At 44.3% G+C, this 24,651-nt stretch carries 24 protein-coding genes and 1 pseudogene; 14 read left to right on the forward strand and 11 right to left on the reverse strand.

Annotation, left to right across the window (positions count from 1 at the left end):
* Window positions 1-360: 360 nt before the first annotated feature.
* Together blaRTG and pdxA are read right to left on the reverse strand one after the other, a co-directional pair.
* Window positions 361-1,257, reverse strand: coding sequence for an RTG family carbenicillin-hydrolyzing class A beta-lactamase (blaRTG, locus tag DVY93_RS00180; protein WP_230708335.1), 897 nt, complete (start codon window positions 1,255-1,257; stop codon window positions 361-363).
* A 287-nt stretch (window positions 1,258-1,544) separates the two neighbouring features.
* A complete protein-coding gene (pdxA, locus tag DVY93_RS00185) occupies window positions 1,545-2,660 on the reverse strand; it encodes a 4-hydroxythreonine-4-phosphate dehydrogenase PdxA (protein WP_230708336.1) in 1,116 nt (371 codons plus the stop codon).
* A 291-nt stretch (window positions 2,661-2,951) separates the two neighbouring features.
* Here pdxA and dnaB point away from each other — a divergent pair, with 291 nt between their 5' ends.
* The 3 genes from dnaB to argF all read left to right on the forward strand — a co-directional run bounded on the left by dnaB (window position 2,952) and on the right by argF (window position 6,722).
* A complete protein-coding gene (gene dnaB, locus DVY93_RS00190; RefSeq protein WP_193006900.1) occupies window positions 2,952-4,355 on the forward strand; it encodes a replicative DNA helicase in 1,404 nt (467 codons plus the stop codon).
* A gap of 147 nt (window positions 4,356-4,502) precedes the next feature.
* Window positions 4,503-5,612, forward strand: coding sequence for an alanine racemase (gene alr / locus DVY93_RS00195; protein WP_198333703.1), 1,110 nt, complete (start codon window positions 4,503-4,505; stop codon window positions 5,610-5,612).
* A gap of 186 nt (window positions 5,613-5,798) precedes the next feature.
* Window positions 5,799-6,722, forward strand: coding sequence for an ornithine carbamoyltransferase (gene argF, locus DVY93_RS00200; protein ID WP_193006902.1), 924 nt, complete (start codon window positions 5,799-5,801; stop codon window positions 6,720-6,722).
* Between the two features lie 118 nt (window positions 6,723-6,840).
* On the opposite strand, the gene rpiA is transcribed toward argF, so the two are convergent.
* From rpiA to DVY93_RS00225, 5 genes are all read right to left on the reverse strand, one after another.
* The gene (rpiA, locus tag DVY93_RS00205; RefSeq protein ID WP_230708337.1) at window positions 6,841-7,500 is read right to left on the reverse strand and encodes a ribose-5-phosphate isomerase RpiA; all 660 of its coding nucleotides are present in this window, start codon (window positions 7,498-7,500) and stop codon (window positions 6,841-6,843) included.
* A 151-nt stretch (window positions 7,501-7,651) separates the two neighbouring features.
* On the reverse strand, window positions 7,652-8,962 hold the full coding sequence (locus tag DVY93_RS00210; RefSeq protein WP_230708338.1) for an arsenic transporter: 1,311 nt from the start codon (window positions 8,960-8,962) through the stop codon (window positions 7,652-7,654).
* 53 nt (window positions 8,963-9,015) lie between these two features.
* Window positions 9,016-9,756, reverse strand: a complete 741-nt coding sequence (gene arsH, locus DVY93_RS00215) for an arsenical resistance protein ArsH (protein ID WP_269062795.1) — start codon at window positions 9,754-9,756, stop codon at window positions 9,016-9,018.
* On the reverse strand, window positions 9,743-10,150 hold the full coding sequence (arsC, locus tag DVY93_RS00220) for an arsenate reductase (glutaredoxin) (RefSeq protein WP_193007009.1): 408 nt from the start codon (window positions 10,148-10,150) through the stop codon (window positions 9,743-9,745). The genes arsH and arsC overlap by 14 nt, the downstream gene beginning before the upstream one ends.
* Before the next feature lie 40 nt (window positions 10,151-10,190).
* Window positions 10,191-10,565, reverse strand: a complete 375-nt coding sequence (locus DVY93_RS00225) for an ArsR/SmtB family transcription factor (RefSeq protein WP_193006906.1) — start codon at window positions 10,563-10,565, stop codon at window positions 10,191-10,193.
* Between the two features lie 223 nt (window positions 10,566-10,788).
* On the opposite strand from DVY93_RS00225, the gene ilvA reads away from it, so the two are divergent.
* The 8 genes and pseudogenes from ilvA (at window position 10,789) to DVY93_RS00265 (ending at window position 17,676) form a co-directional block, all read left to right on the forward strand.
* Window positions 10,789-12,342, forward strand: a complete 1,554-nt coding sequence (gene ilvA, locus DVY93_RS00230) for a threonine ammonia-lyase, biosynthetic (RefSeq protein ID WP_193006907.1) — start codon at window positions 10,789-10,791, stop codon at window positions 12,340-12,342.
* 344 nt (window positions 12,343-12,686) lie between these two features.
* A pseudogene (locus DVY93_RS12485) lies at window positions 12,687-12,848 on the forward strand (excalibur calcium-binding domain-containing protein); the annotation flags it as partial.
* Between the two features lie 218 nt (window positions 12,849-13,066).
* Window positions 13,067-13,489 (forward strand): RNA-binding S4 domain-containing protein, encoded by a 423-nt coding sequence (locus DVY93_RS00240; RefSeq protein ID WP_193006908.1) that lies wholly within the window; start codon window positions 13,067-13,069, stop codon window positions 13,487-13,489.
* 331 nt (window positions 13,490-13,820) lie between these two features.
* Window positions 13,821-14,315, forward strand: a complete 495-nt coding sequence (locus DVY93_RS00245) for a low molecular weight protein-tyrosine-phosphatase (RefSeq protein WP_193006909.1) — start codon at window positions 13,821-13,823, stop codon at window positions 14,313-14,315.
* A gap of 82 nt (window positions 14,316-14,397) precedes the next feature.
* Window positions 14,398-15,546, forward strand: coding sequence for a UDP-N-acetylmuramate dehydrogenase (murB, locus tag DVY93_RS00250; RefSeq protein ID WP_193006910.1), 1,149 nt, complete (start codon window positions 14,398-14,400; stop codon window positions 15,544-15,546).
* Window positions 15,536-16,309, forward strand: a complete 774-nt coding sequence (locus tag DVY93_RS00255; protein ID WP_230708340.1) for a YdcF family protein — start codon at window positions 15,536-15,538, stop codon at window positions 16,307-16,309. The genes murB and DVY93_RS00255 overlap by 11 nt, the downstream gene beginning before the upstream one ends.
* 124 nt (window positions 16,310-16,433) lie before the next feature.
* Entirely contained in the window at window positions 16,434-16,721 is a 288-nt protein-coding gene (gene ccoS / locus DVY93_RS00260; RefSeq protein WP_230708341.1) for a cbb3-type cytochrome oxidase assembly protein CcoS, read from the forward strand.
* 100 nt (window positions 16,722-16,821) lie between these two features.
* On the forward strand, window positions 16,822-17,676 hold the full coding sequence (locus DVY93_RS00265; protein WP_193006913.1) for a sulfite exporter TauE/SafE family protein: 855 nt from the start codon (window positions 16,822-16,824) through the stop codon (window positions 17,674-17,676).
* Between the two features lie 114 nt (window positions 17,677-17,790).
* On the opposite strand, the gene DVY93_RS00270 is transcribed toward DVY93_RS00265, so the two are convergent.
* Together DVY93_RS00270 and DVY93_RS00275 are read right to left on the reverse strand one after the other, a co-directional pair.
* The gene (locus tag DVY93_RS00270; protein ID WP_198333710.1) at window positions 17,791-18,945 is read right to left on the reverse strand and encodes a DEAD/DEAH box helicase; all 1,155 of its coding nucleotides are present in this window, start codon (window positions 18,943-18,945) and stop codon (window positions 17,791-17,793) included.
* Window positions 18,946-19,209: 264 nt separating this feature from the next.
* The gene (locus DVY93_RS00275) at window positions 19,210-19,425 is read right to left on the reverse strand and encodes a cold-shock protein (RefSeq protein ID WP_057760416.1); all 216 of its coding nucleotides are present in this window, start codon (window positions 19,423-19,425) and stop codon (window positions 19,210-19,212) included.
* A 501-nt stretch (window positions 19,426-19,926) separates the two neighbouring features.
* On the opposite strand from DVY93_RS00275, the gene aroQ reads away from it, so the two are divergent.
* Both aroQ and DVY93_RS00285 read left to right on the forward strand, forming a co-directional pair.
* The gene (gene aroQ, locus DVY93_RS00280) at window positions 19,927-20,451 is read left to right on the forward strand and encodes a type II 3-dehydroquinate dehydratase (RefSeq protein ID WP_193006915.1); all 525 of its coding nucleotides are present in this window, start codon (window positions 19,927-19,929) and stop codon (window positions 20,449-20,451) included.
* Window positions 20,452-20,638: 187 nt separating this feature from the next.
* Window positions 20,639-21,940 (forward strand): ABC1 kinase family protein, encoded by a 1,302-nt coding sequence (locus DVY93_RS00285; protein WP_193006916.1) that lies wholly within the window; start codon window positions 20,639-20,641, stop codon window positions 21,938-21,940.
* Window positions 21,941-21,978: 38 nt separating this feature from the next.
* Here DVY93_RS00285 and DVY93_RS00290 read toward each other — a convergent pair whose 3' ends face one another.
* On the reverse strand, window positions 21,979-22,809 hold the full coding sequence (locus DVY93_RS00290; protein WP_193006917.1) for an ion transporter: 831 nt from the start codon (window positions 22,807-22,809) through the stop codon (window positions 21,979-21,981).
* Between the two features lie 315 nt (window positions 22,810-23,124).
* On the opposite strand from DVY93_RS00290, the gene DVY93_RS00295 reads away from it, so the two are divergent.
* A complete protein-coding gene (locus DVY93_RS00295) occupies window positions 23,125-23,874 on the forward strand; it encodes a YebC/PmpR family DNA-binding transcriptional regulator (protein ID WP_230708342.1) in 750 nt (249 codons plus the stop codon).
* A 175-nt stretch (window positions 23,875-24,049) separates the two neighbouring features.
* Here DVY93_RS00295 and DVY93_RS00300 read toward each other — a convergent pair whose 3' ends face one another.
* Window positions 24,050-24,649, reverse strand: coding sequence for a methylated-DNA--[protein]-cysteine S-methyltransferase (locus tag DVY93_RS00300; protein WP_193006919.1), 600 nt, complete (start codon window positions 24,647-24,649; stop codon window positions 24,050-24,052).
* Window positions 24,650-24,651 lie beyond the last annotated feature (2 nt).

Here is a 24,651-nt window from a genome sequence, read left to right on the forward strand (position 1 = left end):
ATTTAGTCCTAAATAAAACAGATGAACATACATAGTTAAGGAAAAATTATTTGTTATCTGTAAGTCTTCACAAAGGCTATGTAAACTGTTTTCAGCTCACCTATACTCTTTTTAGAGTGAATTAACTGTATTTATTATTTAACTGACAAAAGCCCCATGGCTTAGTATGATAAGTAGATTGCTAAATAAAGTTACCATTTTAGGTTATTGTTAATAGTTACTTATTTCAATATATTCTTATCTAACTTTTGTCATATTAAAGTAATATAAATAAAGGTAGGCTTGAGGTTATAAGAACAGGCAATCACACTACTTTGCATTGCATATTATCGGTTCGCTATACAGGTATGGAACTATCAGTCAGTGACGACTATTCTCCATTAATACTGTCTTCGCTATTTGCTCACCAATTTTCGCAATGACAGCGTTTCTTTCTTCAAACGAGGCGTCTGTCTCTGTAATGTATAGAGCGGCTACGATAGACTTGCGATTTGGAGGCCACATCACCGCAGTAATAGCACGCGTCCCATAACCACCAGCGCCTGTTCTATCTGCGACTATCCAGTCATTTGGAACGCCTTTACGAAACAGTGCATCGCCAACCTCATTACCTTTAAGCCAAGCTACTAGTTGTTGACGAGATTTGATAGATAGCGTTTCGCCAACTAGTAACTTTTCAAGTGTCGTCACCATTGCAATTGGTGTTGTCGTGTCTCGTTTATCTCCAGGCACCGCTTCGTTGAGTTCTGTTTCCCAGCGATCAAGGCGCGTCGTATCATCACCAACGGAACGCAAAAATTTCGTTAGCGCCTTAGGTCCTCCAATGGCTTGTAGAATAAAATTGGCAGCTGAATTATCACTGGTTGACAGTGTAGCCTGACACAGCGCGGCAAGGGACATCCCTTTTTTGCCTACGTGTTTTTCTGTCACAGGGGAGTATGTCACAAGATTGCTCTCAGAGAATCTCACAACTCTATCCATTCTTTCCTTACCCAAATCAACTCTTTGAAGAACGTTTGCACAGGCAAGTGTTTTAAAGGTACTACTTAGAGGAAAACGTTCATTAGATTTATATTCCCAGCGTTTTCCCGTTTCCAAGTCATGCACAGCTAGACCGATTCTAGCGCCCAATTCAGTTTCAGCATTGGTAACCGCTTCGAGTATTGAGTTTGTTGCATTAGCATTTAATGACAGCGTGAGACATAAAAAAGTAATGATTACCCTAAAAAAATGAGCCTTGTGTTGACGTGCGTTCATGATGAGTTAACTTTCCTTTTGGATCAAATTTTTAGATTATATGATGTGTATGTAATAGCATAGTTATATCTCATTCATTATTAACTTAGCTTACTCTAGATTAGTGATTTTAGGGTATAACCCAAGGGAAGCAACCATTTCACCCTCCAAACCTATTAATAGACCACTCAAAATAGAGCTTTATAATGAAACCGCTTATATTAGGTAACGTTTGATAATTTGTGAATAGGCATTACTGATATTAGAGCTATCTAATACTGCGGAACAAATCTCACTAAGCCACCGCCTTATGCAAGAGGTCTACTGACAGTGGATCTGTCTGCCATCTCATTTGCCATCACGAGTGCTTGGTACAAGCTGGTGGCACTTGCGCCGCCCCGTCCTGCCAAGTCAAGGGCAGTACCGTGATCGACTGACGTGCGAATATAAGGTAGCCCCAACGTTAAATTAACTGTATCGCCAAAACCATGCGACTTTAGTACGGGTAGCCCCTGATCGTGATACATGGCGATGACAGCATCGCAATTTGCCAAATGTCTGGGAGTAAACAAAGTGTCAGCAGGCATCGCCTCTGAAATATCTACGCCAGCCTTGATAAACTCTTTGAGCACTGGGTTGATAATATCAATCTCCTCAACGCCAAGATGGCCACCCTCGCCCGCATGCGGATTGAGACCACAGACCAAAATACGCGGCTGCATTAAGCCAAACTTTTCACGCATATCATCAACGACGATTTGTACCGTTTGTCGCACATTGTCAGCAGTGATGGCCGCAGGTATGTCTTTGAGTGGCAAATGAGTGGTCACAAGCGCGACTTTCATGGCTTGATTGGCAAGCATCATCACCACTTTTTTACAACCACTTTGTTGCATAAAAAACTCGGTATGACCACTGAACATCGTGCCATCTAACAGCTTAATACCGGCTTCTATTAACGCTGATTTTTGCAATGGACCTGTGACGATAGCCGCCGCTGTCTTGTTGGTGGCTAGTGTATGAGCAATCTCTAACTGTTTTGCTACCATCGCTGAGTTACTGATGTTGATTTGACCACAAGATACGGGCGCTGCACAAGGAATGTTCAGTAGAATAAAAGCAGGATCGGCATCCGCATTTTGTTGTGATATCTGCTTCGTTAAATGCTCACTGTTTACATCATCAGTATCTATATTAATGGTTTGCCAAGTGGGGCAGCGTTTGAGGACACCTGTCGCCATAAGCTCATCTGCGCGTGTTTGCATGGCGGTAGCATCTGCCGTTACCCAAATTGGACGCTGAAAATCTTGTAACTTATTCTCCGCCGCCAGTAGCAGCACAACATCCATACCAATGCCCGCAGGTTCACCCGTGGTCAGTAGCAACGGCTGTTTTTCTTGTATAGAAATCTCGTTTTTTTTCATCTAAGGCACCGATTTTATTGCGTTTTTAGTCATAATATTCTTACCAAAGCTATCGTTTTGAGCCGTTGTCTGACGACTTTAGCACCAGATAATTTTGTCATCATAATCATCAGAACAGTCATAGTGTGGTAGAATTTCGCTTCTGATTGTAGCATTTACTCGCAAGCATTAAGACCATGCTTTGATACTTCTATCGTAGCAGTCTGACGCGTCTATTGTGCTGTATCACCACCAAAATACATTCGTATAACAAATAATTTTTTATATCGACTTTTCAAATATTGGGCACTCATGGCAGACACCGAAAAAACCGACGACTTACTCAATCAAACACCGCCGCACAATATCGATATCGAAAAGGCATTGCTCGCGTCTTTGATGAGTATCGAGGAGGCATACGATAAGATTGCAGACATCGTCACCAAAGATGACTTTTATGCGGGGCGGCACCAATATATTTTTGACGCCATTGCGCATCTAGCCGCGGTCAATGAGCCTTATGATACGGTCATGGTTCACGATTGGTTAGAAGCACAAAAATTGCTTAAAAGCGCAGGCGGTGACAGTTATTTGGCGGATATTTTGAGCCAAAGCCCGGCGACATTATTCAACCTCACCGCTTATGCCCAGCGTGTCCGTGAACTATCGACTCTGCGCCAGCTGATTACCACTGGGAACGAGATGTTGTCGCTCGCCTATAATCCAAAAGACCAAACCGTCAGCGACATTTTAGACAATGTCGAGGGTAAGATATTTAGCATTAATGAGCAACATAATAAACGAGCTGAGCAGCGTGGGCCTGTTGGAATCACTTCAGTCTTGACCAATGTCATCGACAAAATCCAAGAGTTAAAGTCTAATCCTGACGGTATGATTGGTTTGCAAACGCCCTTCGCTGAGCTAAATAACAAGACACAAGGTCTACAAGCGGGTGATTTAATTATTGTGGCGGCCCGTCCTTCTATGGGTAAAACCACTTTTGCGATGAACTTAGCAGAAGGTATCTTATTTAATGAAGACTTGCCAGTCGTGGTATTTTCGATGGAAATGCCCGCTGAGTCTATCGTCATGCGTTTACTATCATCGTGGGGTGCGATTAACCAAACCCACCTACGCTCTGGGCAAATGAACGAAGATGAATGGGCAAAAATGATGAATGCCATTCAGCATTTGCAATCTAAACACTTATATATTGATGACAGCACGGCACTGCCACCGTCTGAGATGCGTTCACGCTGTCGCCGTATTGCCAAAAACCATGACGGGCGTTTGGGTGCTATCGTAGTCGATTACCTCCAATTAATGAAAGTACCAAGCTTAGATGGCAACCGTGTTGGCGAAATTTCTGAGATTTCTCGTAGCTTAAAAGCGCTGGCACGTGAGCTTGAATGTCCAGTGATTGCTCTATCCCAGCTTAACCGTAGTCTAGAAAACCGTCCCAATAAGCGACCTATTATGTCAGATTTACGTGAATCTGGGGCCATTGAGCAGGACGCCGATTTGATTATGTTCATCTATCGCGATGAGGTTTACAATGAAAACTCAGACCATAAAGGTGTGGCTGAAATCATTATTGGTAAACAGCGTAACGGCCCTATTGGCACCATACGATTGGGCTTTGAAGGACAATTTACCCGCTTTATTAATTTAACGCCAGAGTATTATCAAGGGGTTAGTTTCGAGAATGATGAGTAACTGTCTAAATAAAAAGAAACGCGCAACCATAAGCCACTAACACCCCTAAACAGTGAGTAATAACAATAGCCAGTGATGCCTCAGCCTGATTGATGCGTCACTGGCTTTATACCTTCATCTATAATTTTGCTAATAAAGAAGCCAATTATGCGTACCATTACTATCAAACCAATAGCCATCACTCACAACCTCAATCAAGTTAAAAAACGGGCGCCACACTCCAAAGTCCTTGCTATGGTGAAGTCCAATGCTTATGGTCACGGGGTGGCAGCCGTACTACCAGCGTTAACGCAAGCAGATGGTATCGGTGTCGCTACTTTGATAGAAGCATTAGAAGCCAGACAGTTGGGATGGGACAAAACGATTGGTTTGGTAGAAGGGGCATTTACGGCTGATGAGTGGCAGCAGGCCATTGATCATGAGGTGAGTTGCGTGATTCACCATGTGCCACAATTGGAGTGGGCACTGGACAACGTTCCACCAGCTGCAAGCGCAACTCGTGTGGTTTGGCTAAAATACAATACTGGTATGAACCGCTTAGGCTTCAATGCTGAAGGCGTGATTGCCGCTGCTAAACACCTGCATGCGGCAGGCTACCAACTGATTTTAACCACCCATTTTGCCAACGCTGATGACCGAAATCACCCACTAAATGCAGTGCAAATTCAGCGTTTTAAAGATATGTTAGCGACGTTAAAAGAAACCGTTAGCAACGACGTTAAGGGCTCGTTGTGCAACTCAGCTGGCGTGGTAAACTTCTCAGATCATCATTATGATTGGGTACGTCCCGGTATTATTTTGTATGGTAGCGCCCCTGTCATTGATAAAAGCGCGCAGGAATTAGACTTGCAACCAGCCATGAGTTTTAGCGCACAGATTATTGCTCTACAAACGGTCAGTGCGAACGACGCTATCGGCTATGGTAGTCGCTGGATCGCACAAAAAGACACCGAAACAGCCTTAGTGAGTATTGGCTATGGAGACGGCTATCCTCGTGTGGTTAGTGAGGATGCTTATGTGTCTGTTATTGATAGTACGAATAACCGAAGCTACCCGTGCGCTGTGCTTGGGCGTGTGGCGATGGATATGATTGTCATTGATGTCAGCGCAGTACCAGACAACACGTCCTTATTAGATAGCAAGGTCATCCTTTGGGGCGACGCCCCGCACGTCGATGAGGTTGCAGCACATGCCCATACTATCAGTTATGAGCTGCTATGCCGCCTAAGCATACGGCCAAAGCGTGTACAAGCATAATCATCATCAGACAACGATGAACTTACTGTTCGCTTAAGTGGCTTATCACTCATAGCAAATTGGACGTTTACATTGGAAGTAATTGCGCTATACTAAAAGTTTGTTGTCACCCCAGTATACGCACTGACGCGATGCTATTGAAGACTGATAACGTTTCATTGACTGCGATCGACTGCTAGGATTACTATGAGTTTGCGCCATTTTTTGACCCTATCTGATTTAACCAAACAAGAACTAGAAACCCTTATCAAACGTGCCAGCGAATTACGTAAGATGCAACACGCGGGCGAGATATATCAGCCCTTTGTTGGTCGTACGCTTGGTATGATTTTTGAAAAATCTTCTACCCGCACGCGTATTTCTTTTGAAACGGGTATGGGACAATTTGGCGGTAGTGCGATCTTTTTATCGCCAAATGATACCCAGCTTGGACGCGGCGAGCCATTAGAAGATTCAGCACGCGTGATCTCAAGCATGGTCGATATCATCATGATTCGCACCTTTGGCCATGAAAAAGTGGAAACCTTTGCAGAATACTCCAGTGTCCCCATTATTAACGCCCTGACGGATGAATTTCATCCTTGCCAGCTGCTTGCTGACATGCAGACTTACTATGAGCATCGCGGTAGTATCGAAAACAAGATCGTAACGTGGGTCGGTGACGGCAACAATATGTGCTCATCCTTTATGCAGGCGGCCAATCAATTTGGCTTTGAGCTACGTGTGGCCGCGCCTTATGGCTTTGAGCCAGACCCAAAACTGATGGAACGTTTCTCTCATTGCGTAAGCCTGGTAGAAAACGTCCAAGATGCAGCAAAAGACTCTAACTTAATCGTCACTGATGTATGGGCCAGTATGGGGCAAGAATCTGAACAGAATACCCGCGCACGCCGTTTTGCGCCTTATCAAGTAACACCGTCATTGCTGGACAAAGCCGACCCTGAAGTGGTGTTTATGCACTGCTTGCCTGCGCATCGCGGCGAGGAAATCTCTCACGATATGCTAGATGACCCACGGTCAGTGGTGTGGGACGAGGCAGAAAACCGCTTACACGCACAAAAAGCCCTGATGGAGTTTTTACTAAAAGACAAAATTAAGCTGTCTACCTAAACCAATAGCTATCATTAAAAGCCATTTCTCAATCACACAATACAGAAAAAAAGAAAAAAGGCAGACCACATTTATCGTGATCTGCCTTTTTACTTTTTGTACAACCATTAATGACTAATTAACGAGTGAATGTCTCTACCCCGTTACTGCTGGCCTTGAGCAGTACATCTGCTTGATTGGCCGCAAAAATACCATTACAGACGACGCCGACGATATTATTAAGGGTTTTTTCAAGCGCTACCGGATCACTAACATCCAAATCATAAGTATCAAGAATCACATTACCATAATCAGTGACAAAGTCTTCACGGTACACTGGTTCACCGCTCAAACTAGCCAACTGGCGTGCTACGTAAGAACGCGCCTGCGGTAGTACTTCTATCGGTACTGGGAACGCGCGTCCTAATGTCTCAACGCTTTTACTGGCATCTACCATGCACACAAACTTATTGGACGCCGCGGCCACGATTTTTTCACGAGTGAGCGCGCCGCCACCACCCTTTATCAGTTGCAGATTCGCGTTGACTTCATCAGCGCCGTCAATATAAACATCAAGCGTACCGGCAAAGTTCAAATCTACTATCTCGATACCAAGTGCACGTAATCTATCTTCCGTCACCTGCGAGCTTGCAACGGCTCCAGCAAGCTTTAGTGTCGGCAACAGCTCTATCAAACAGTTGACCGTACTACCCGTTCCTACGCCAAGTATCATGTCATCTTCGATATAGCTTAAAGCAGCTTTGGCGGCGGCTTGCTTTTGTGCTTGCTGATCACTCATCATAAATCCTTGGTAAAATAAACGTACTGTTTTAAAAATAAAAGGCTAAAAGCGGTAAAATGCGCGGCTATTATAACCGATGACTTTACTGAATGTCAGCGTAATCGGCGTTGTAATCATTGCTCATTGCATTCGATTTTCCAAATTTACTTTATATACCAGACAGGTAAGGCAACCAAAACACCAAAGCCAACAGCGTTGCAAATAATACTGGCGGCGTGATAAGCAGTCCAATTTTCATATACTGGCCCCAGCTAATTTTATAGTCTTTGTCTGCCAATACATGTAACCATAGTAACGTCGCCAGACTACCAATGGGTGTGAATTTTGGTCCCAAATCATTCCCAATCACATTGGCATAAATCATCAGCTCTCGAGTTGCAGCAGGCACTTGCGCGCTATCAATAGCCAGTGCACCTACTAACGTTGCTGGCATGTTATTCATGACAGAAGCCACAATAGCAGATAAGAACCCCGTACCTAACGTTGCTGTAACCGCGCCCTGCTGCCCCAACCAAGTCAAAATTTGGGCGCCATAACTGGTTAGTCCTGCATTGCCCAAGCCATAAACGACTAAATACATACCGATGGAAAACAGTACGATTTGCCAAGGCGCGTTACTGACGACATTGCGTACAGAAACAACTGCTCCGCGACCGCCTTGCCAAAAGCGACTTGCAATTGCTAGGAGTAACAACGCGGCGGCGCCTGTGACCAGAGAGATAGGCAGACCTAACGACTCAGTCGCAAAGTAAGCGATCAGCAACAGTGCGAGCAGTGGAAAAGCGGCCTTAAATACTAAGGGATCTTCGATAGCAGAAGCAGGCGCGCTCAGATTGGTGATGGAGTAATGTGTTGGAATATGACGAGAATAGACAACCCATAGTACCGCTAGCGTTGCTATCACAGACACGATGTTAACTGGCACCATAACTGCTGCATAACGCCCAAAGCCAATATCGAAATAGTTGGCACTAACGATATTGACCAAATTAGACGTCACTAACGGCAGGCTGGCCGTATCGGCAATAAAGCCCGTGGCTATGATAAAAGCCAAAGCAGAGGGCGGCGAAAACTTCAGTCGCAGCAAAATGGCAATAACAATAGGCGTTAGTAGTAACGCTGCCCCATCATTGGCAAAAAATGCCGATATAAATGCGCCTAAAATCACAATCATAGGAAATAGCAAGCGCCCTTGTCCATTGCCAAGCCTTGCTACATGCAATGCTGCCCAACCAAAAAAACCCGCCTTATCTAAGATAAGCGAGATAATGATCAGCGCTACAAAGGTAAAAGTTGCGTCCCAGACAATATCCCAAACGATCCCTACATCAGACAGCTGCACGACACCAAAAGCCAAGGCGACCAATGCCCCGCCAAGTGCACTCCAGCCAATGCCCAATCCTTTAGGCTGCCAGATCACTAAAACCAACGTGACGATAAAAATAGTGAATGCGAGCATTAAACCGCCTTATTAAGCAGAGTCAGTTGAGTACAAGAAAGGTAGTAATGAGATTAAAGTGACTTTTGATTCACCCGCTGCGAGACTGCCTCGGCACTTTCTACACGTTCTGAATAGCGGTCCGTTAGATAAGCTGAGCGTCCACGCGTAAGCCAAGTGAACTTCACTAACTCCTCGCAAACATCAACAAGACGCAGATATAATGGGGACATATCCATACGGTTATCCTCGGTAAACTCTAAAAAGGCTTTTGGGATAGAGGATTGGTTCGGTATGGTAATCATGCGCATCCAACGACCAAGAATACGGAGCTGATTAACTGTGTTAAAGCTTTGACTGCCACCACTTACTTGCATCACAGCAAGCGTTTTACCTTGGGTCGGGCGCACGCCACCAAGTGACAGCGGAATCCAATCAATTTGCGCTTTCATGATACTGGTCATACTACCGTGACGTTCTGGACTTACCCAAAGCATGCCTTCTGACCACTGTGCCAGCTCTCGCAGCTCTTGTACTTTGGGATGCTCTGCATCTACTGAGTCAGGTAGCGGCAAGCCTGATGGGTCAAACATTTTGACCTCACAGCCGTACCAGCGCAGTAAACGGCTCGCCTCTTCGGCTGCCAGTTTAGAAAAAGAGCGTGTGCGTAGAGATCCATACAACACTAGTATTTTGGGCGGATGACGTGGATCGTCCATACCAATTAAAGACTCAACATCAATGGGTTGTATGTTCTTTGGGTCAATATTGGGCAAATCATCTAGGCTCATCGGCACTGTATTAGCCTTTGTCATGATAAACCACCTCACCGTCCTCTTTCGTAAAACTACTCACTGGATTTTCTAGCAACGCAAACACTCGCTCTGAAGGTCGGCATAATGCTGCTCCCTTATCGGTGACGACGATAGGACGATTGATTAAAATAGGATGGGCAATCATTGCATCGATAATGTCATCATCAGAGACATTGGAATTGTCCAGACCCAGCTCATTATTGATTGGCTCTTTGCTTCTTAGAAGCTCTCTTGGAGAGATTTTCATTTTTGCCAATAGCTCAACCAAGTAGTCACGTGTTGGTGGGGTGTTAAGATATTCCACCACTTCTGGCTCTTCACCTGACGCTTTCATAATAGCCAAAGTATTACGGGACGTACCGCAATTAGGATTGTGAAAAATTAATGGGTTCAATGTTTTCATGGCACTCTCATCTATTTGACCGTTACGTTTGTTAGGGTATGTACTCATCATTATTTTGGCTCTCTGCTTTAACTGCCTCGCATCCACTCAAACTATCCAGAAGCGATGCACACAATTCTGGGTGTCCTGCACAGCAATCTTGTAGTAAAAACTGAACAACCGCCTCCATGTGTGACAACGAAGCACGATAGATTATCTGACGACTGTGCCTTTTTGAGACCACCCATCCTGCTCTTGCCAACACCGACAGGTGCGCTGACATCGTATTGTGCGGCACGGATAGCTGCCGAGCTATTTCACCCGCAGGCAGCCCCTCAGGTTCTTGACTGACAAGTAGCCTGAAAGCTTGTAAACGAGTGTCTTGAGAGAGCGCAGCAAAGCTTGCGATAGCAGTAGTTATTTCCATATGTCCAATAATACAGACATATTAATATGATTCAAGTTTTTTAGGTAAAAAAAGCTGTGTCAGCCCTTCGTGGCCTCAATTAATAGACGTCAAGCCATCAAATTGCTGCAAAAACTGCAATTGTGTCTTGCAAGACAATCAAAATCAGCATAGGCTAATCTATTTCATTATTTATATTCACTTATACTTTTTACATTCATCTACGTTTTGTTTAGGAATTACTATGCTGTCACACTGGGTACGAGCCATACTGCAAGCCACCGTCTATGACGTTGCTATTCAAACACCACTTGAAGCGGCACCCAAGCTGACCCAACGTTTTGCCAATGACATTCGCTTCAAACGGGAAGACTTACAGCCCGTCAAATCCTTTAAATTGCGCGGTGCTTATAACCGTATTAGCCAACTGAGCGATGAGCAAAAAGCGCGTGGGGTGATTTGCGCGTCAGCTGGCAATCACGCGCAAGGTGTTGCCTACTCTGCCCGCCAGTTATCACTCAACAATATCATTGTCATGCCAACCACCACACCTGACATCAAAGTAGATGCGGTTAGAGCATTAGGTGGTAACGTCGATTTGCATGGTGATAGCTTTGATCAAGCCAACCGTTACGCGATTGACCGTGCTGAACGCGAGGGACTCACCTTTATCCCGCCGTATGATGATGAATTGGTCATTGCCGGACAAGGCACTATTGGACTGGAGCTCACCCAGCAGTGGCGCAGCATGGACTATGTTTTCGTTGCGGTTGGCGGTGGTGGCCTGATCTCAGGTGTCGCGGCGTTCTTGGGAGAAGTTGCCCCCCATGTCAAAGTCATTGCCGTAGAAGCTGACCAATCCGCCTGTTTAAAGGCAGCGCTTGAGACTGGTGAGCGGGTCAAACTCGAGCAAGTTGGATTGTTCGTAGATGGTGTGGCAGTGGCTCAGATTGGTGAATTGCCTTTTGACGTGGTGCGTACGCAAAAAAGCGACAAATCAGGCCCTGTGGTCGAACCTGAAGTCGTCACTTGTACCAATGATGAAGTTTGTGCTGCCGTCAAAGATATCTTTGAAGAAAATCGTAGTATCGTTGAACCTGCCGGTGCATTATCAGTAGCTGGCATGAAAAAATACATCAAAGCGCATAATCTGCAAGGCAAAAACTGTGTTGGCATCGTCTGCGGTGCCAATATGAACTTTGACCGTTTGCGTTATATCGCAGAGCGTACCGAAATTGGTGAGAAAAAAGAAGCCATCTTTGGTGTGACTATTCCTGAACAGACTGGCGCTTTCTTAAACTTCTGCCGCAGCCTACATGGACGTAACATCACAGAATTTAACTATCGTGCTGATAGTAAAAAATCACCTGACTCTATGGAGCCCGCAGCAATCTTTGTCGGTATTGCCTTAAAAGAAGGCGAAAAAGAGCGCCAAACGATTAGCACTCAATTGGCAGCCGATGGCTATGAGGCCCATGATTTAACGGATGATGACATCGCAAAATCGCATATTCGTCATTTGATTGGCGGGCATGCTCATATCGAAAACGAGCAGTTATTAAAAGTGGTGTTCCCAGAGCGTCCAGGCGCCCTGCTCACCTTCTTAGAAAAATTGGGCGACGATTTTAATATCACCTTGTTCCATTATCGCAATCATGGCGCTGCTGAAGGTCGCGTGTTAGTTGGCTTGCAAGCCTCTGAAGGCAATTCTCGTCAATTACAAGACGCACTACTCGACATTGGCTATGACTGCACCATGCTCAATGACAACATCGGCTATCAGCTGTTTTTGAAGTAGGTAGAATTCGTATCAAGGATCGTCGATCATAGCAGCTTTTTAATCAATTAAAAAACTGCCACTGATGGATGGATAATGACGGTTAGCGATGAGCGTTTATTCATTGGCATGGGGCAGTTATGAAAAACACATTGATGATCGTCATGTTGCTGATTTTGGCGTTGGTAGGCTATAGAACCCTTCAACCTAAAAGTCCCACAAACAGTTCTACAATTGATGTTGCGACTGAGACCTCCCCTGTTTCTGTCGCAACATCTACATCTACTGACTTTGATGACATACCACCCACGTACATTGATACTGACATAGAAACCGCATCAACCTCGGTAGTAGAGCCAGTAATGAGTACAAAGTCAGCAGCACAAAGCTTTTCTTGTGATGGCAGACAGCATTGCTCGCAAATGACCTCGTGCGCAGAAGCCACTTACTTTAGTAATCACTGTCCTAATACAAAGATGGATGGTAATCATGACGGCGTGCCATGTGAACAACAGTGGTGTCACTAACTTTGCATCAGGCAGACACTGCGAACGCGGTGTCTACCCCTCCCATTTACAACAGTAATGGCGGTAAAAATTACGGCTTCTCACCATCATTAATTCAAATCACCTATGCTCACTGCAACGAATAACAAAAAACCTATTTGCAAATACTAAATTTGCCCTAATCTTATTAAGACCATCTCGTTTTAAATAAATATGGAAATTAGTATAGAGTTGCTGTTATGAAAAATAATATTGATGATAAAAACCAAGCCTTCGCTAAGATTCGTCTTGATAAGTGGCTGTGGGCCGCACGTTTTTACCGGACGCGTACGCTTGCCAAACAAGCGATCGAGAGTGGCCGAGTGCATTATGGCGGTAGCCGTGTCAAAACCAGTAAAGAGATTTCAGTCGGAGATGAGTTGACCATTCGTCAAGGCTCAGCTACTGCTATGACTGAAAAGACCGTGATTGTCGAAGCGCTAACGGCACAACGCGGTAATGCCGCTGCTGCCCAAGTGTTGTACTCAGAGACCGAAGAGAGCGAAGTGCGCCGCGCTTATTATGCTGAGCAGCGTAAACTTGCCAATCTTGCCCGGCCCGATAACAAACCCAATAAAAAAGAGCGCCGTGATCTGCAACGCTTTAAAAGTAAACAAGACTAAAATAGTAAAAGCACTATATCGCTCTATTCATGATATATCGTTATAATACTGCAAAAACCACACAGTACGGCGGCTATCATTTTTGTCACCATGGTCACGTTTACGAACCACAAGCTAAAACATCTGTATCAAACGTAACAGTTTGACAGCGCTCTGAATGTGGTCACAATGCGTCTCTTGCATGACCATATTGTTCAGCCTCTGCCCTTGTTATTCAAGGCATTAACCGTTACGCTGGCGACTGTTTTATTGAATCAATGGCATGCTAATAAAAGCCGCATAATGGTGCTGGTTCTTTATGGCATGTTTTTTTGTTATACAAGGTTATATTATGCTAATGAAAACCTGTACGCCCTCCTCTATATTATTGGTTTGCTTAGGGAATATTTGCCGATCGCCCACTGCTGAGGAGGTTTTTCGTCAGCAAGCAGCGATTGCTGGCTTATCTATTAAAGTAGACTCAGCAGGGACAGGCGACTGGCATATTGGTCATGCGCCCGATGAACGTGCTCAGCGCCATGCAAAATCACACGGCTATAAGATTAATAAGTTAGTCGCTCGCCAAGTAAGCACGGATGACTTTCGTAATTTTGATTTGATATTGGCGATGGATGCTCAAAATTTAGCCGATTTACAAGCCATCAAGGATAGCTTGGCAGATGAAGACCATTTAGCCAAGCTCGCTTTATTCAGCGAAGAAGATCCAACGTATAGTGGCGACGATGTGCCAGATCCTTATAAAGGTGATAGCGACGATTTTGAAGAAGTGATCGAGCGTATTGAGTCAAGCGCCCAAGCTTGGATTGAAAGTTGGAAAGCTTGTTAGCAATACAGTCTATATTTCTGCTACTTTTGTGTATCGCATTCTTTATAATAAACACCGCATCATTTGCTATATAGGCTATGTTATGACCTCAACCTTACGCCTTGATCTGAGTGCTCAATCTGCTCAAACAGCTGACTTTCCAGCCAGTGTATCAATCAATGATTCAATTGATTTGTCACGTCATAACACCATGGCCTTAGCCTGTGTCGCCGATACGGTCGTCACATTAACGACTGAGGCGCAGCTTGACACTTTTATGGCAAAATATGCAGACAGTGCCAAGCAAAAGAAACCATTATTTGTACTGTCTGGTGGTAGCAACGTATTATTACCAGCACAGTTACAGGCAGTTGTCTTGCAGCCAAAAATGCGTGGCATTAACCTAGTTACCAAAACAGATAGCTACGTCGATATTGAAGTGATGGCGGGCGAAAACTGGCATGACTTGGTTGTGTACACTGTCAATCAAGGCTGGTACGGTCTAGAAAATCTTGCACTGATACCAGGTCTCACTGGGGCTGCACCTGTACAAAATATCGGTGCTTATGGCGTGCAGCTAGAAGACTGTTTACAGTATGTACGCGCCTATCACTTGCCGACTAAGACATGGCATCATTTAACAGCAGCAGACTGCCAGTTTGGCTATCGCGACAGTATCTTTAAACGTGCGCCTAATACATGGTTAATTAGCTGTGTGGGCTTTAGACTACATACCAATGCAAAAAAAATATTAGCCAGTTATGGGGATGTGCAAACAGTGGCCGAGCGTTATGCTGAGCAACATGGTCGCAAACAGGCAATTCCTGACGACGTCATGCAAGCCATTATAGATATTCGTCAACAAAAACTGCCTGACCCTAAGCAACTTGCAAATTGCGGCAGTTTTTTTCAAAACCCTATCATTCCTCAAGATCAATTTACTACTTTACAAGCCACGTATCCTGCTATCGTTGGCTACCCCATGCCTGATGCCATGATAAAAGTGGCCGCAGGCTGGCTCATTGAACAAGCGGGTTTAAAAGGGCACGGTATTGCCCCAATTCTTACCCATCAGCAGCAAGCACTGGTACTTACCAATCACACTCCGTATCAAGCCACCCAAGAGGACGTTGCAAATGCTCAACAACACATTGTCAATGTCGTCTATGAAAAGTTTGCCATTCAGTTATCGCGTGAGCCAGTTTGGGTAAACTCTGACGGCTCCATTGGACATCATGAGTATGTGGTCTAAACAATCACGTTCTAAGCGGCTGTGGCGTTATTATTTGCGGTCAGCTGAGCGTATGATGAAGCTATTTCGCATTATCAATGTGACTTTTTTGCTTGGCTCAACGGCTGTCATTTTAGTACTCATCAGTTTATTCACACCGCTATTTTCTCAAGTTATTGTTTATGTATTCACCCTTCTGCCTTTACCCAAAGTGCCCGCTATAGCAAAGCATTCACCGCCCACCGCCTACGTGGTCTTAGGTGGGGGGCTCACCAATGATCGTAACAATCAAACCATCCTCAATCCCTATAGTCTCAATCGCGCTCGTACTGCTGCCAGCGCATATCACGACTTACCATTGCCTATTGTACTGAGCGGTGCCGAAGCGCCGTGGTTAGGTCAATGGCTGATCGAGCATGGTATCGATGGCCTAATCAGCGAAAACGCCAGCATGAATACCTGTGAAAATGCACGTTTTACCGCCAAACGTATTCCGCTGCATCACGTTTATCTTATTACCGATAGCTATCATATGGCGCGTGCGCGTAGACAGTTTGCCTTAAATGGTATCAATAGCACACCGCTTAACGCCCCCCTACCCGTTAACCGTGACTGGATGAAACCTGCGCAAAACTTAAGTCATTCACGACGGGCCGTTTATGAAATCGCCGCCTATTTGCGTGATGTGATACGTCCGCAGGTAGACTGTCGTCATGCCAAAGACATGACGACACAGCAGTTGTTGACCCCAAGAGGCAATGTACCAAAAACACCTGACGAATAGGATTCAATGTCACTTTAAAGGGTGTTTTACCATTTTCTGTTGGCTTAGTTTTTTCGTACAAGCCGTTATTACAATTGCAATGGGTGTATAATAATAAAAGAAATTGCTATTTAAGAGAGTGACCATGCTCAGTATATTTTTATTAATCCCATTGAGTCTCATGCTTTTTGTGGTTGCCATTTGGGCAGTAAGGTACGCGGTAAAGTCAAACCAATTTGAAGATTTAGACAATGCATCACAGCGTATTATTTTGGATGACCGTCAAGAGCGTCGGCAAACCATGCAAGCTCACGAGTCATCCAGCCCCACTCCGCCGACTGACCGTACATCTGTACATGACAAACCTAGTCTGACAGTGACCCATACTGACACAGAAGCCGGCAGTCATTCTAGTATAGATAAAAACTCATAAACCTAACCTTGAGTTAACTGACCGGGTTTAATTTTCTGACAATACTTTTTATGAAGTGTGAACGATATAACAAGGTTCGCTTTTTTAGGAGACGCGCCCTATGACCACAGCTTTACTCGTTGCGGCATTATTGATGGGTTTTTTTGGTTCGCCCCATTGTTTAGGAATGTGCGGTGGTCTTGTGACAGCATTTGGCTTGTCGATGAAAGACGTCAGTCCAGCCAAGCGCCGTGCGCTTGTTATGACTTATCATTTAGGCCGTTTGACCAGTTACGCATTTTTGGGCTTAATCGCAGGGCTTATTGGCATCACTGTGCTAGAACCGTTAATGAAAGGCAACAGCACACCGCGCATTTTGTTGGGGTTGGTGTTGGTGTTTGTCGGCATGACTATGCTTGGCGCACCATTTTTAAATAAGCTTGAGCGTTTTGGTATGCGCTTTTGGCAATATCTTAGTCCCCTTCGGCAAAAAGTATTTCCACTAAACACATTCCCACGCGCCTTAACGGCGGGCTTATTGTGGGGATTTTTGCCTTGTGGTTTGGTTTATGGCGCATTACTTATCGCCGTGGTCGCTCATAACCCATTAAGTGGGGCGGCGCTCATGTTTGTCTTTGGCCTCGGCACAGTGCCGATGTTGGTTGCCACGCATGAAACTGTGGGCTGGTTACGGGACAAAATTGGACGTTTTCGCCTCAGGCAGCTTAACGGCTCGGTGATGGTGCTGTCTGGTTTGGCGGTTGTATTTGTGCCCATAGCAATGTCTAGTATGCATGGCGGACACAGCGGTGGCCATGCTCAGATGGAGCATAGCAGCCATTCTGCTATGGTGTCTGACGCAGATACTGCACCCTCTCATGATATGAGCCAAATGAGTCACAATATAACACCAAAGATGGATCATAGCATGCATGATATGAACGATAGCCCAGCCTCCATGCATCATTCCCAATAACTTTTATGCACGCTCTTCATAAGCCTTTTCTCTTCTGGCAAAGTTAAAAAAAGCGCTTCATACAGTTTTGAATATGAAGCGCTTTTTTGTAAAGTAATATTCAGTTTACAGAAACTACTCCTGCCACTGCTCAAGCGTAAACTTGGTATCTAAATGTTTCTCTAACGCAGGCACATTAAAAGCATCATCTTCACTAACGAAACTGATGCTAATACCAGTCTGCCCAGCGCGGCCAGTACGGCCGATACGGTGTACATAATCATCTGGCTGATCAGGCAAGGTGTAATTAACCACATGACTGATATCATCGACATGAATGCCGCGACCGGCTACATCTGTCGCTACCAAGATAGACGCATGACCATCTTTAAAACGTTGTAAGTATTTTTCACGTTTTTGTTGAATAACATCACCTGATAGCATAACAATCTTATGGGCTTGACGTAGCTTGTGATAAAGCCGCTTTACTTGATCCTTACGATTGGCAAAGACGATTACTTTCTCCACGGCGGTATCACTAATAATACGCTCTAAGGCTGCTAATTTTTGGTCTTCTGTTAATAAGTAAAAGTGTTGGTCCACCAAATCACTGGTTTTATGCTCAGGCTCAATTTCGACAAACTGTGGCTCATGTAACCAGCGGTAGGCCAGATTCATCACATCTTGGTTAAAGGTGGCAGAAAACAGGAGACTTTGGCGATCGGTATTGGCTGGCATTCGGCCTACCAAGCGCTTGATGTCTGGAATAAAACCCATATCAAGCATGCGATCAGCTTCATCCAGCACCAGTACTTCTACTCGATCTAGATAGACCATACCTTTATTGGCAAGATCAATCAGACGACCTGGTGTCGCCACTAAAATATCGACATATTGGCGCTCAAGCTCATGCTGCTGTGTTTCATAATTGGTACCACCCATGATACAGACGCTATGTAAGGAGGTATATTTGGTCAGTGCCACACAGTCATCAAAGATCTGTTGGGCAAGCTCACGGGTGGGGGCCATAACCACGGCACGTGGCTCACCTAAATACCGCGCTTCATCAGCGGTAAAAGGACGCTTAAGTAAAGCTTCCATAATCGTCAGTAAAAACGTTGCTGTCTTACCAGTGCCTGTTTGTGCTTGGCCGATAGCGTCTTGATTTGCCAATGTATGGGGTAGTATTTGTGCTTGAATAGGGGTCAATTCAGTAAAACCCAGATCATTTACACCCCGTAAGGTCGGTTCTGACAATGGCAAATCAGTAAACGTCGTAAAATTACTCAAAAAAATTTCCTTTTAAATTAGCTGTTTGATCGTTATTAATTGTGAATAGATGTTTGAGAAGCCAGCCTTAGAACAGCGGCAGCGGTATAAAATCTGTATACCGCTAGCAAATCCATGAGCATAAAAAAAGCCAAGCCTAACATCTGATCCTACCAAACATGCTGGTTTATATCCAACATAGGTAAGATAAGACGGGCTTGACTCAGTAGTATATCAGGAGTGTATATAGACATTGTAGCTAAACCGCTCTAATGCCTAGATAGCTTACTCTTCTATTTTTCTGACTTCTTCAGCTTGCAGGCCTTTATCGCCCTCTACTACGCTGAACTCAACTTTTTCGCCATCTTTTAAAGAGCGATAGCCATCACCTTGAATCGCACGGAAATGGACGAAAATATCTTCTCCGCTATCACGTTGAATGAAACCAAAACCTTTTGAGTCATTAAACCACTTAACGATACCTTGCTCACGAGCTGACATAATATTACTTCCTAAAAAAGTCCGCTTAGTCCCAAATTCCTTTGCAACATTGCATATAAACGGGATCTAAGATTATGAAATCAAAAACTTAAGAGTACTACCTTAATAACCATCACTGACACAGCGCGTTTATAGTAGAGAACTGTTTTTACAAATCAATCAGTGTCTTTTCTATTAGCTTGCCATAGTAATAGTAACAAACATGTAATAACTATTACGTAAAAAATATCATAGCACGGGTTTTTAGCAACATAAAGAGTTTTAACATCGTTTTTTGCCCTTAGGTTGATTTTTCATGTAATTTTTTTATAACCTATCTCGCAAGCTGTTATCATAAAGGGATAAATTCGATTAGATGGCTCGATGAGACAGCTCAGGTAGTTAGCTCAGTTAGTTCAAATAGTTAACTCGGTTAGATAGTACCGTTACTTTTTCTATAGCGCGTCGCCCTTGCCACAAATGATAAACCACCCCTATCGTTTAATAACCGTAGAGACCATTATGACGTCCCCATCACCCGTAAAACCTGCCAATGAAAACATTGATAAATCACTCACACACAAGCTGTTGCTGGTGAATGGCGTCAATCTAAATTTACTGGGTAAACGAGAGCCGGACATCTATGGTCATACCACACTGGCAGACATTGAAAAGCGTCTAATAGCACGAGCTGCGCAGTATGGCATTGAGTTGATCTGCGTGCAGTCAAATCATGAAGGCAAGCTGGTTGATGAAATCCAACATCATGGACTGCTCGCGGATAAGGCAGCGCAAGTAGATGCCATTATTATTAATCCTGCCGCTTTCACTCATACCTCGGTTGCTCTACGCGATGCCCTTTTGGCGACACAAAAACCCTTTATAGAAGTACATTTATCCAATGTTCATGCGCGTGAGTCTTTTCGTCAGCACTCTTATTTAAGCGATGTTGCTGTCGGGGTGATTTGTGGTTTGGGACATTTAGGGTATCAAATGGCATTGACGTATTGGCTGGACAATCTCTACTCTATAACGCTTGAGGGCTAACCTTAGACGGTGCTTTTTTGGCTAATGGTTTTGAACATTATTTTTAAGCACGAGTGAGAAACAATAGAAAAAGGCATAAACTATAGTGAGTCGCAGATAAGAACAGCACATTAGTTAAACAGCAATCGTTTGAATAAAATACTAAAATTAGCTGAGCAAATAACCTCCCCCTTATATGGTGATATGAATGGCAAAAACGTCTGGAAAGCGCTTCATGAAACTCGCTGGCATGACAGCAAGTATTGCCGGCAAAGCAGCTAAAAACTCATTTAAGCATCTCTCAAGTGATGAAGAAAAACGCTTACAAGCGCGCTCTGAGCTGATGCAAGATGTGGGTGTTCAGATAGCCGAGACACTAGGTGAGATGAAAGGGGCTGTGATGAAAGTGGGACAAATTGCCTCGCAATATAAAGATGTGTTTCCACCTGAAGTCGCAACGGCGTTAGAAAAGCTACAAAAAGATGCGCCGCCCATGCCATACACACAGATACGTGCGCAAATCGAACGTGAGCTGAAAGCGCCTGTGGCAGAGTTGTTCAGCGAGTTTGAAGAAACCCCATTTGCCGCCGCTTCTATTGGGCAAGTGCATAAAGCTGTGTTGCTAACTGGACAAAAAGTAGTGGTAAAAGTCCAGTACCCCAATGTCGATGAAAACTGCGATAGTGACCTTAAACAAGTGCGTATGGCTTTGAAAATCGCTGGTGTACTTAACATGAGCAAACAGTTGCAAGCGCAACTGTTTAACGAAATTCGCCAAAGTTTACATGATGAGCTCGACTACATTAAAGAGGCGCACAACTTACGCGTATTTGGTGCTTTTCATGCAGAGGACGAAGGGCTTGTCATTCCAAAAGTTGTCAGCAGCCACTCTTCTAAGCGGGTTTTAACACTCACAGAGGAGATGGGAGAGCCGCTGTCAGTTGCGGCGACGTGGGACAATGATATCAAGCAAAAAATAGCCAAGCGCTTGTTTCATTTTACCGCAGGACAGCTGTTTGGCTTGTACCGTATGCACTGTGACCCCCATCCCGGTAATTTTGCCTTTCGCAAGGATGGCAGCGTAGTCGCTTATGATTTCGGTGGTATACGTAGTTACAGTGATAGCGAAGTTCAATTGTTTCGTCGTTTTGCAAAGCACGCCATCAAAGGCGATGTGACCGCGCTTGAGCAAGACCTAATTGCCCTAGATATTCGCCGTGATGATGATAAAAATATACCGGGGGAATTTTATGAAAAATGGCTATCCATTGGTCTAAAACCACTGTCTATTAAACCCTATCAAGACGGTGCTTTTGATTTTGGTCGTAGTCAAATACATCATGAAGTCATTGCACAAATGCGCACATCTTTAAAATATTTTGGTCAGTTTCAGCCTTCTGCAACCACCATGATGCTAGATCGCACCATATCAGGACAATACTGGAATTTGGTCAATCTGGGCGTTGAGATTGACCTATCTCCTCTGGTTGATGCATATATTGACGTGTAAAAATAGGCAGCTATGCAGAAAAGTGGCTGTCTATGCTATTAGACGTGTAAGGCATGTCCACAGCGATCACAAAACTCCGCTCCCACTGCATGACCAAACTTACCACAGTTTGGACAAGTGACTGGGTTAAGCTGGGGGCGCATGTTACGTGTCAACTCTGAGGTAAAAATTCCTGTTGGTACCGCGATGACTGCATAACCTGTAATCATGACCATCGTTGCAATGGCTTGCCCTAGCGGCGTTTTTGGCGAAATATCTCCATAGCCTACGGTGGTTAAAGTCACAACCGCCCAATAAATAGAAATTGGAATACTGGTAAAGCCGTTTTCAGGCCCCTCCACCACATAGACGATTGAGCCATAAATAGTCACTAAAAGTACCAGCGATAAGAAAAACACGGTTATCTTTTGCTGGCTGGTTCTCAGGGCAGACGCTAAAAAACCGGCTTGCTGCATGTAAGCTTTGAGCTTTAGTACTCGAAACACTCGTAAGAGACGCAGAATACGTATGACAATAAGATACTGTACACCGCCAAATATAAGACTCAAATAACTGGGTAATATAGACAGCAGATCTACGACACCAAAAAAACTAAAAACATAACGGAAGCGATTGGGCGCTGAAAACAACCTTAACAAATACTCAAGCGTAAACAAAATAGTAAAAAACCATTCTGCATAAAAAAATATCGTTCCATACTGCAAACGCACAAACAACACGCTATCTAGCATGACCACACCGACGCTGGTCAAAATCGCAATCAATAACACAATATCAAAGAGCTTACCCAAACGGGTGTCTGTACCTTCAATAATGATATGAATACGGTTACGCAAGTGTGTGATGGCTTCAGTATTGGGTTGCTTCATAGAGTCGGTAACTTTATAAAATCAATGGCTTGATAGCATCCAATGACTTAAAATGTGATGGATAAGGACAAGTTAGTTAAAATACACCAAACTGGTTTATAATATTGCTCACTTATGACAGTAAAAACAATCTATAAGTTGCCACAGTGTAGCAAAAAAGCACTCTCAACAACATACAAATCGTTAACGTGTGGGTAGCTCTATTACCTTGATGAGACAGAGTAATCATATTATAAAAATACCTGCACAGGCACTAAAGAGTGTTATTAACGTTTTTTTAAGCATAAAATAGTACGCAAAAATTAAGGATGTTATATGGCAGGCCATTCAAAATGGGCAAATATTAAACACCGTAAAGCCCGTCAAGATGCGGTAAAAGGCAAAGTATTTACCAAGATTATTCGTGAAATTGTTTCTGCTGCCAAGCAAGGTGACCCTGATCCGGATAAAAACCCACGCTTACGTGCCGTCATTGAAAAAGCACTGTCAGTCAATATGACCCGAGACACGATCAATCGGGCAGTCGATCGCGGTACAGGTGGCGGCGATACTGAAAACATGGATGAGATCAGCTACGAAGGCTACGGTATCGGAGGCGTCGCCGTACTGGTCGAAACCATGACCGACAATGTCAATCGCACCGTCAGCGAAGTGCGTCATGCCTTTACGAAGTACGACGGTAACCTTGGTACCTCAGGCTCGGTTGCTTATTTATTCAATAAGCGCGGTGAAATCACCTTTAACGATGTGAGCCTAGAAGATGAAGTCATGTTGGTAGCACTAGATGCAGGCGCTCTTGATATCGAAAACGATGGCGAAAGCTTACTTGTCATTACTGAATGGGAAAATTTTGGTCAAGTCAAAGATGCTCTGAACGCTGCAGGCCTTGTTTCTGACAATGCTGAAGTGACCATGTCGCCATCAACCACGGCTGAAATAGACAATGTTGATGATGCCGAAAAAGTCATGAAAATGATTGACATGCTAGAGGATATTGACGATGTACAAGAGGTTTATAGCAATGTAAACTTCTCGTCTGACGTGATGGCTCAGCTCGAACAGTAATTTTTTGAGTTATTCAAACGAAAAAGACCAAACATTTTCAGCGTTTGGTCTTTTTTATGTGCTAGCGCCGCCAGACATGCCAGCGCATCAATATCAGCATCAAGCATAGACAAACTCTTTAGCAATAATCCGCCAAGCGCTTCCTGCTCGCTCTTTAGAGTCACTGTCTTTTAGATTAGGGTCTGTACTCTGCGCCTTCAAGCGCTAGCAAATACTTTTTCTTGTCCAGTCCTCCGGTATAACCACCAAGCTTCCCATCACTACTAATGACTCGGTGACAAGGAATAATAACGCTAAAGGGGTTTTTACTATTGGCCTGTGCTACAGCACGAAAGCCTTTGGGACTACCAACACGCTGAGCAAGCATGGCATAACTGATGGTCTCGCCAAAACCAATACCTTGTAGGGCGTGCCAGACTCTTCGCTGAAAGTCCGTTCCCAAACTTACATCTATGGGCAAGTCAAAATCACAGCGCAGGCCTTGGATATACTGCTGTATCTGATGAATACACGTCAACAGTAATTGCTGTTCACTATTGCCAGCGTCTAATGCCTCTGCCGCTACAAACGCCACATGATTACTATCAAACTTATAATGCTTCGCCAGTGCATTCAGTGTAATTTTGTCTTGCCAATACTCGTCTACTTCCAACCAATTACACCAAACAAGCTTTGTGGTATTGCCTATCGTGTGGCTTGCCAGCAACAAAGCAGCGTTAGGAGATGACAAGTCATCATAAACGACATCGGACAGTTCAATACTGGTAATAATCATAT

Source organism: Psychrobacter sp. CCUG 69069 (genome assembly GCF_021023115.1).
GTDB classification, from domain to species: Bacteria; Pseudomonadota; Gammaproteobacteria; order Pseudomonadales; family Moraxellaceae; genus Psychrobacter; species Psychrobacter namhaensis.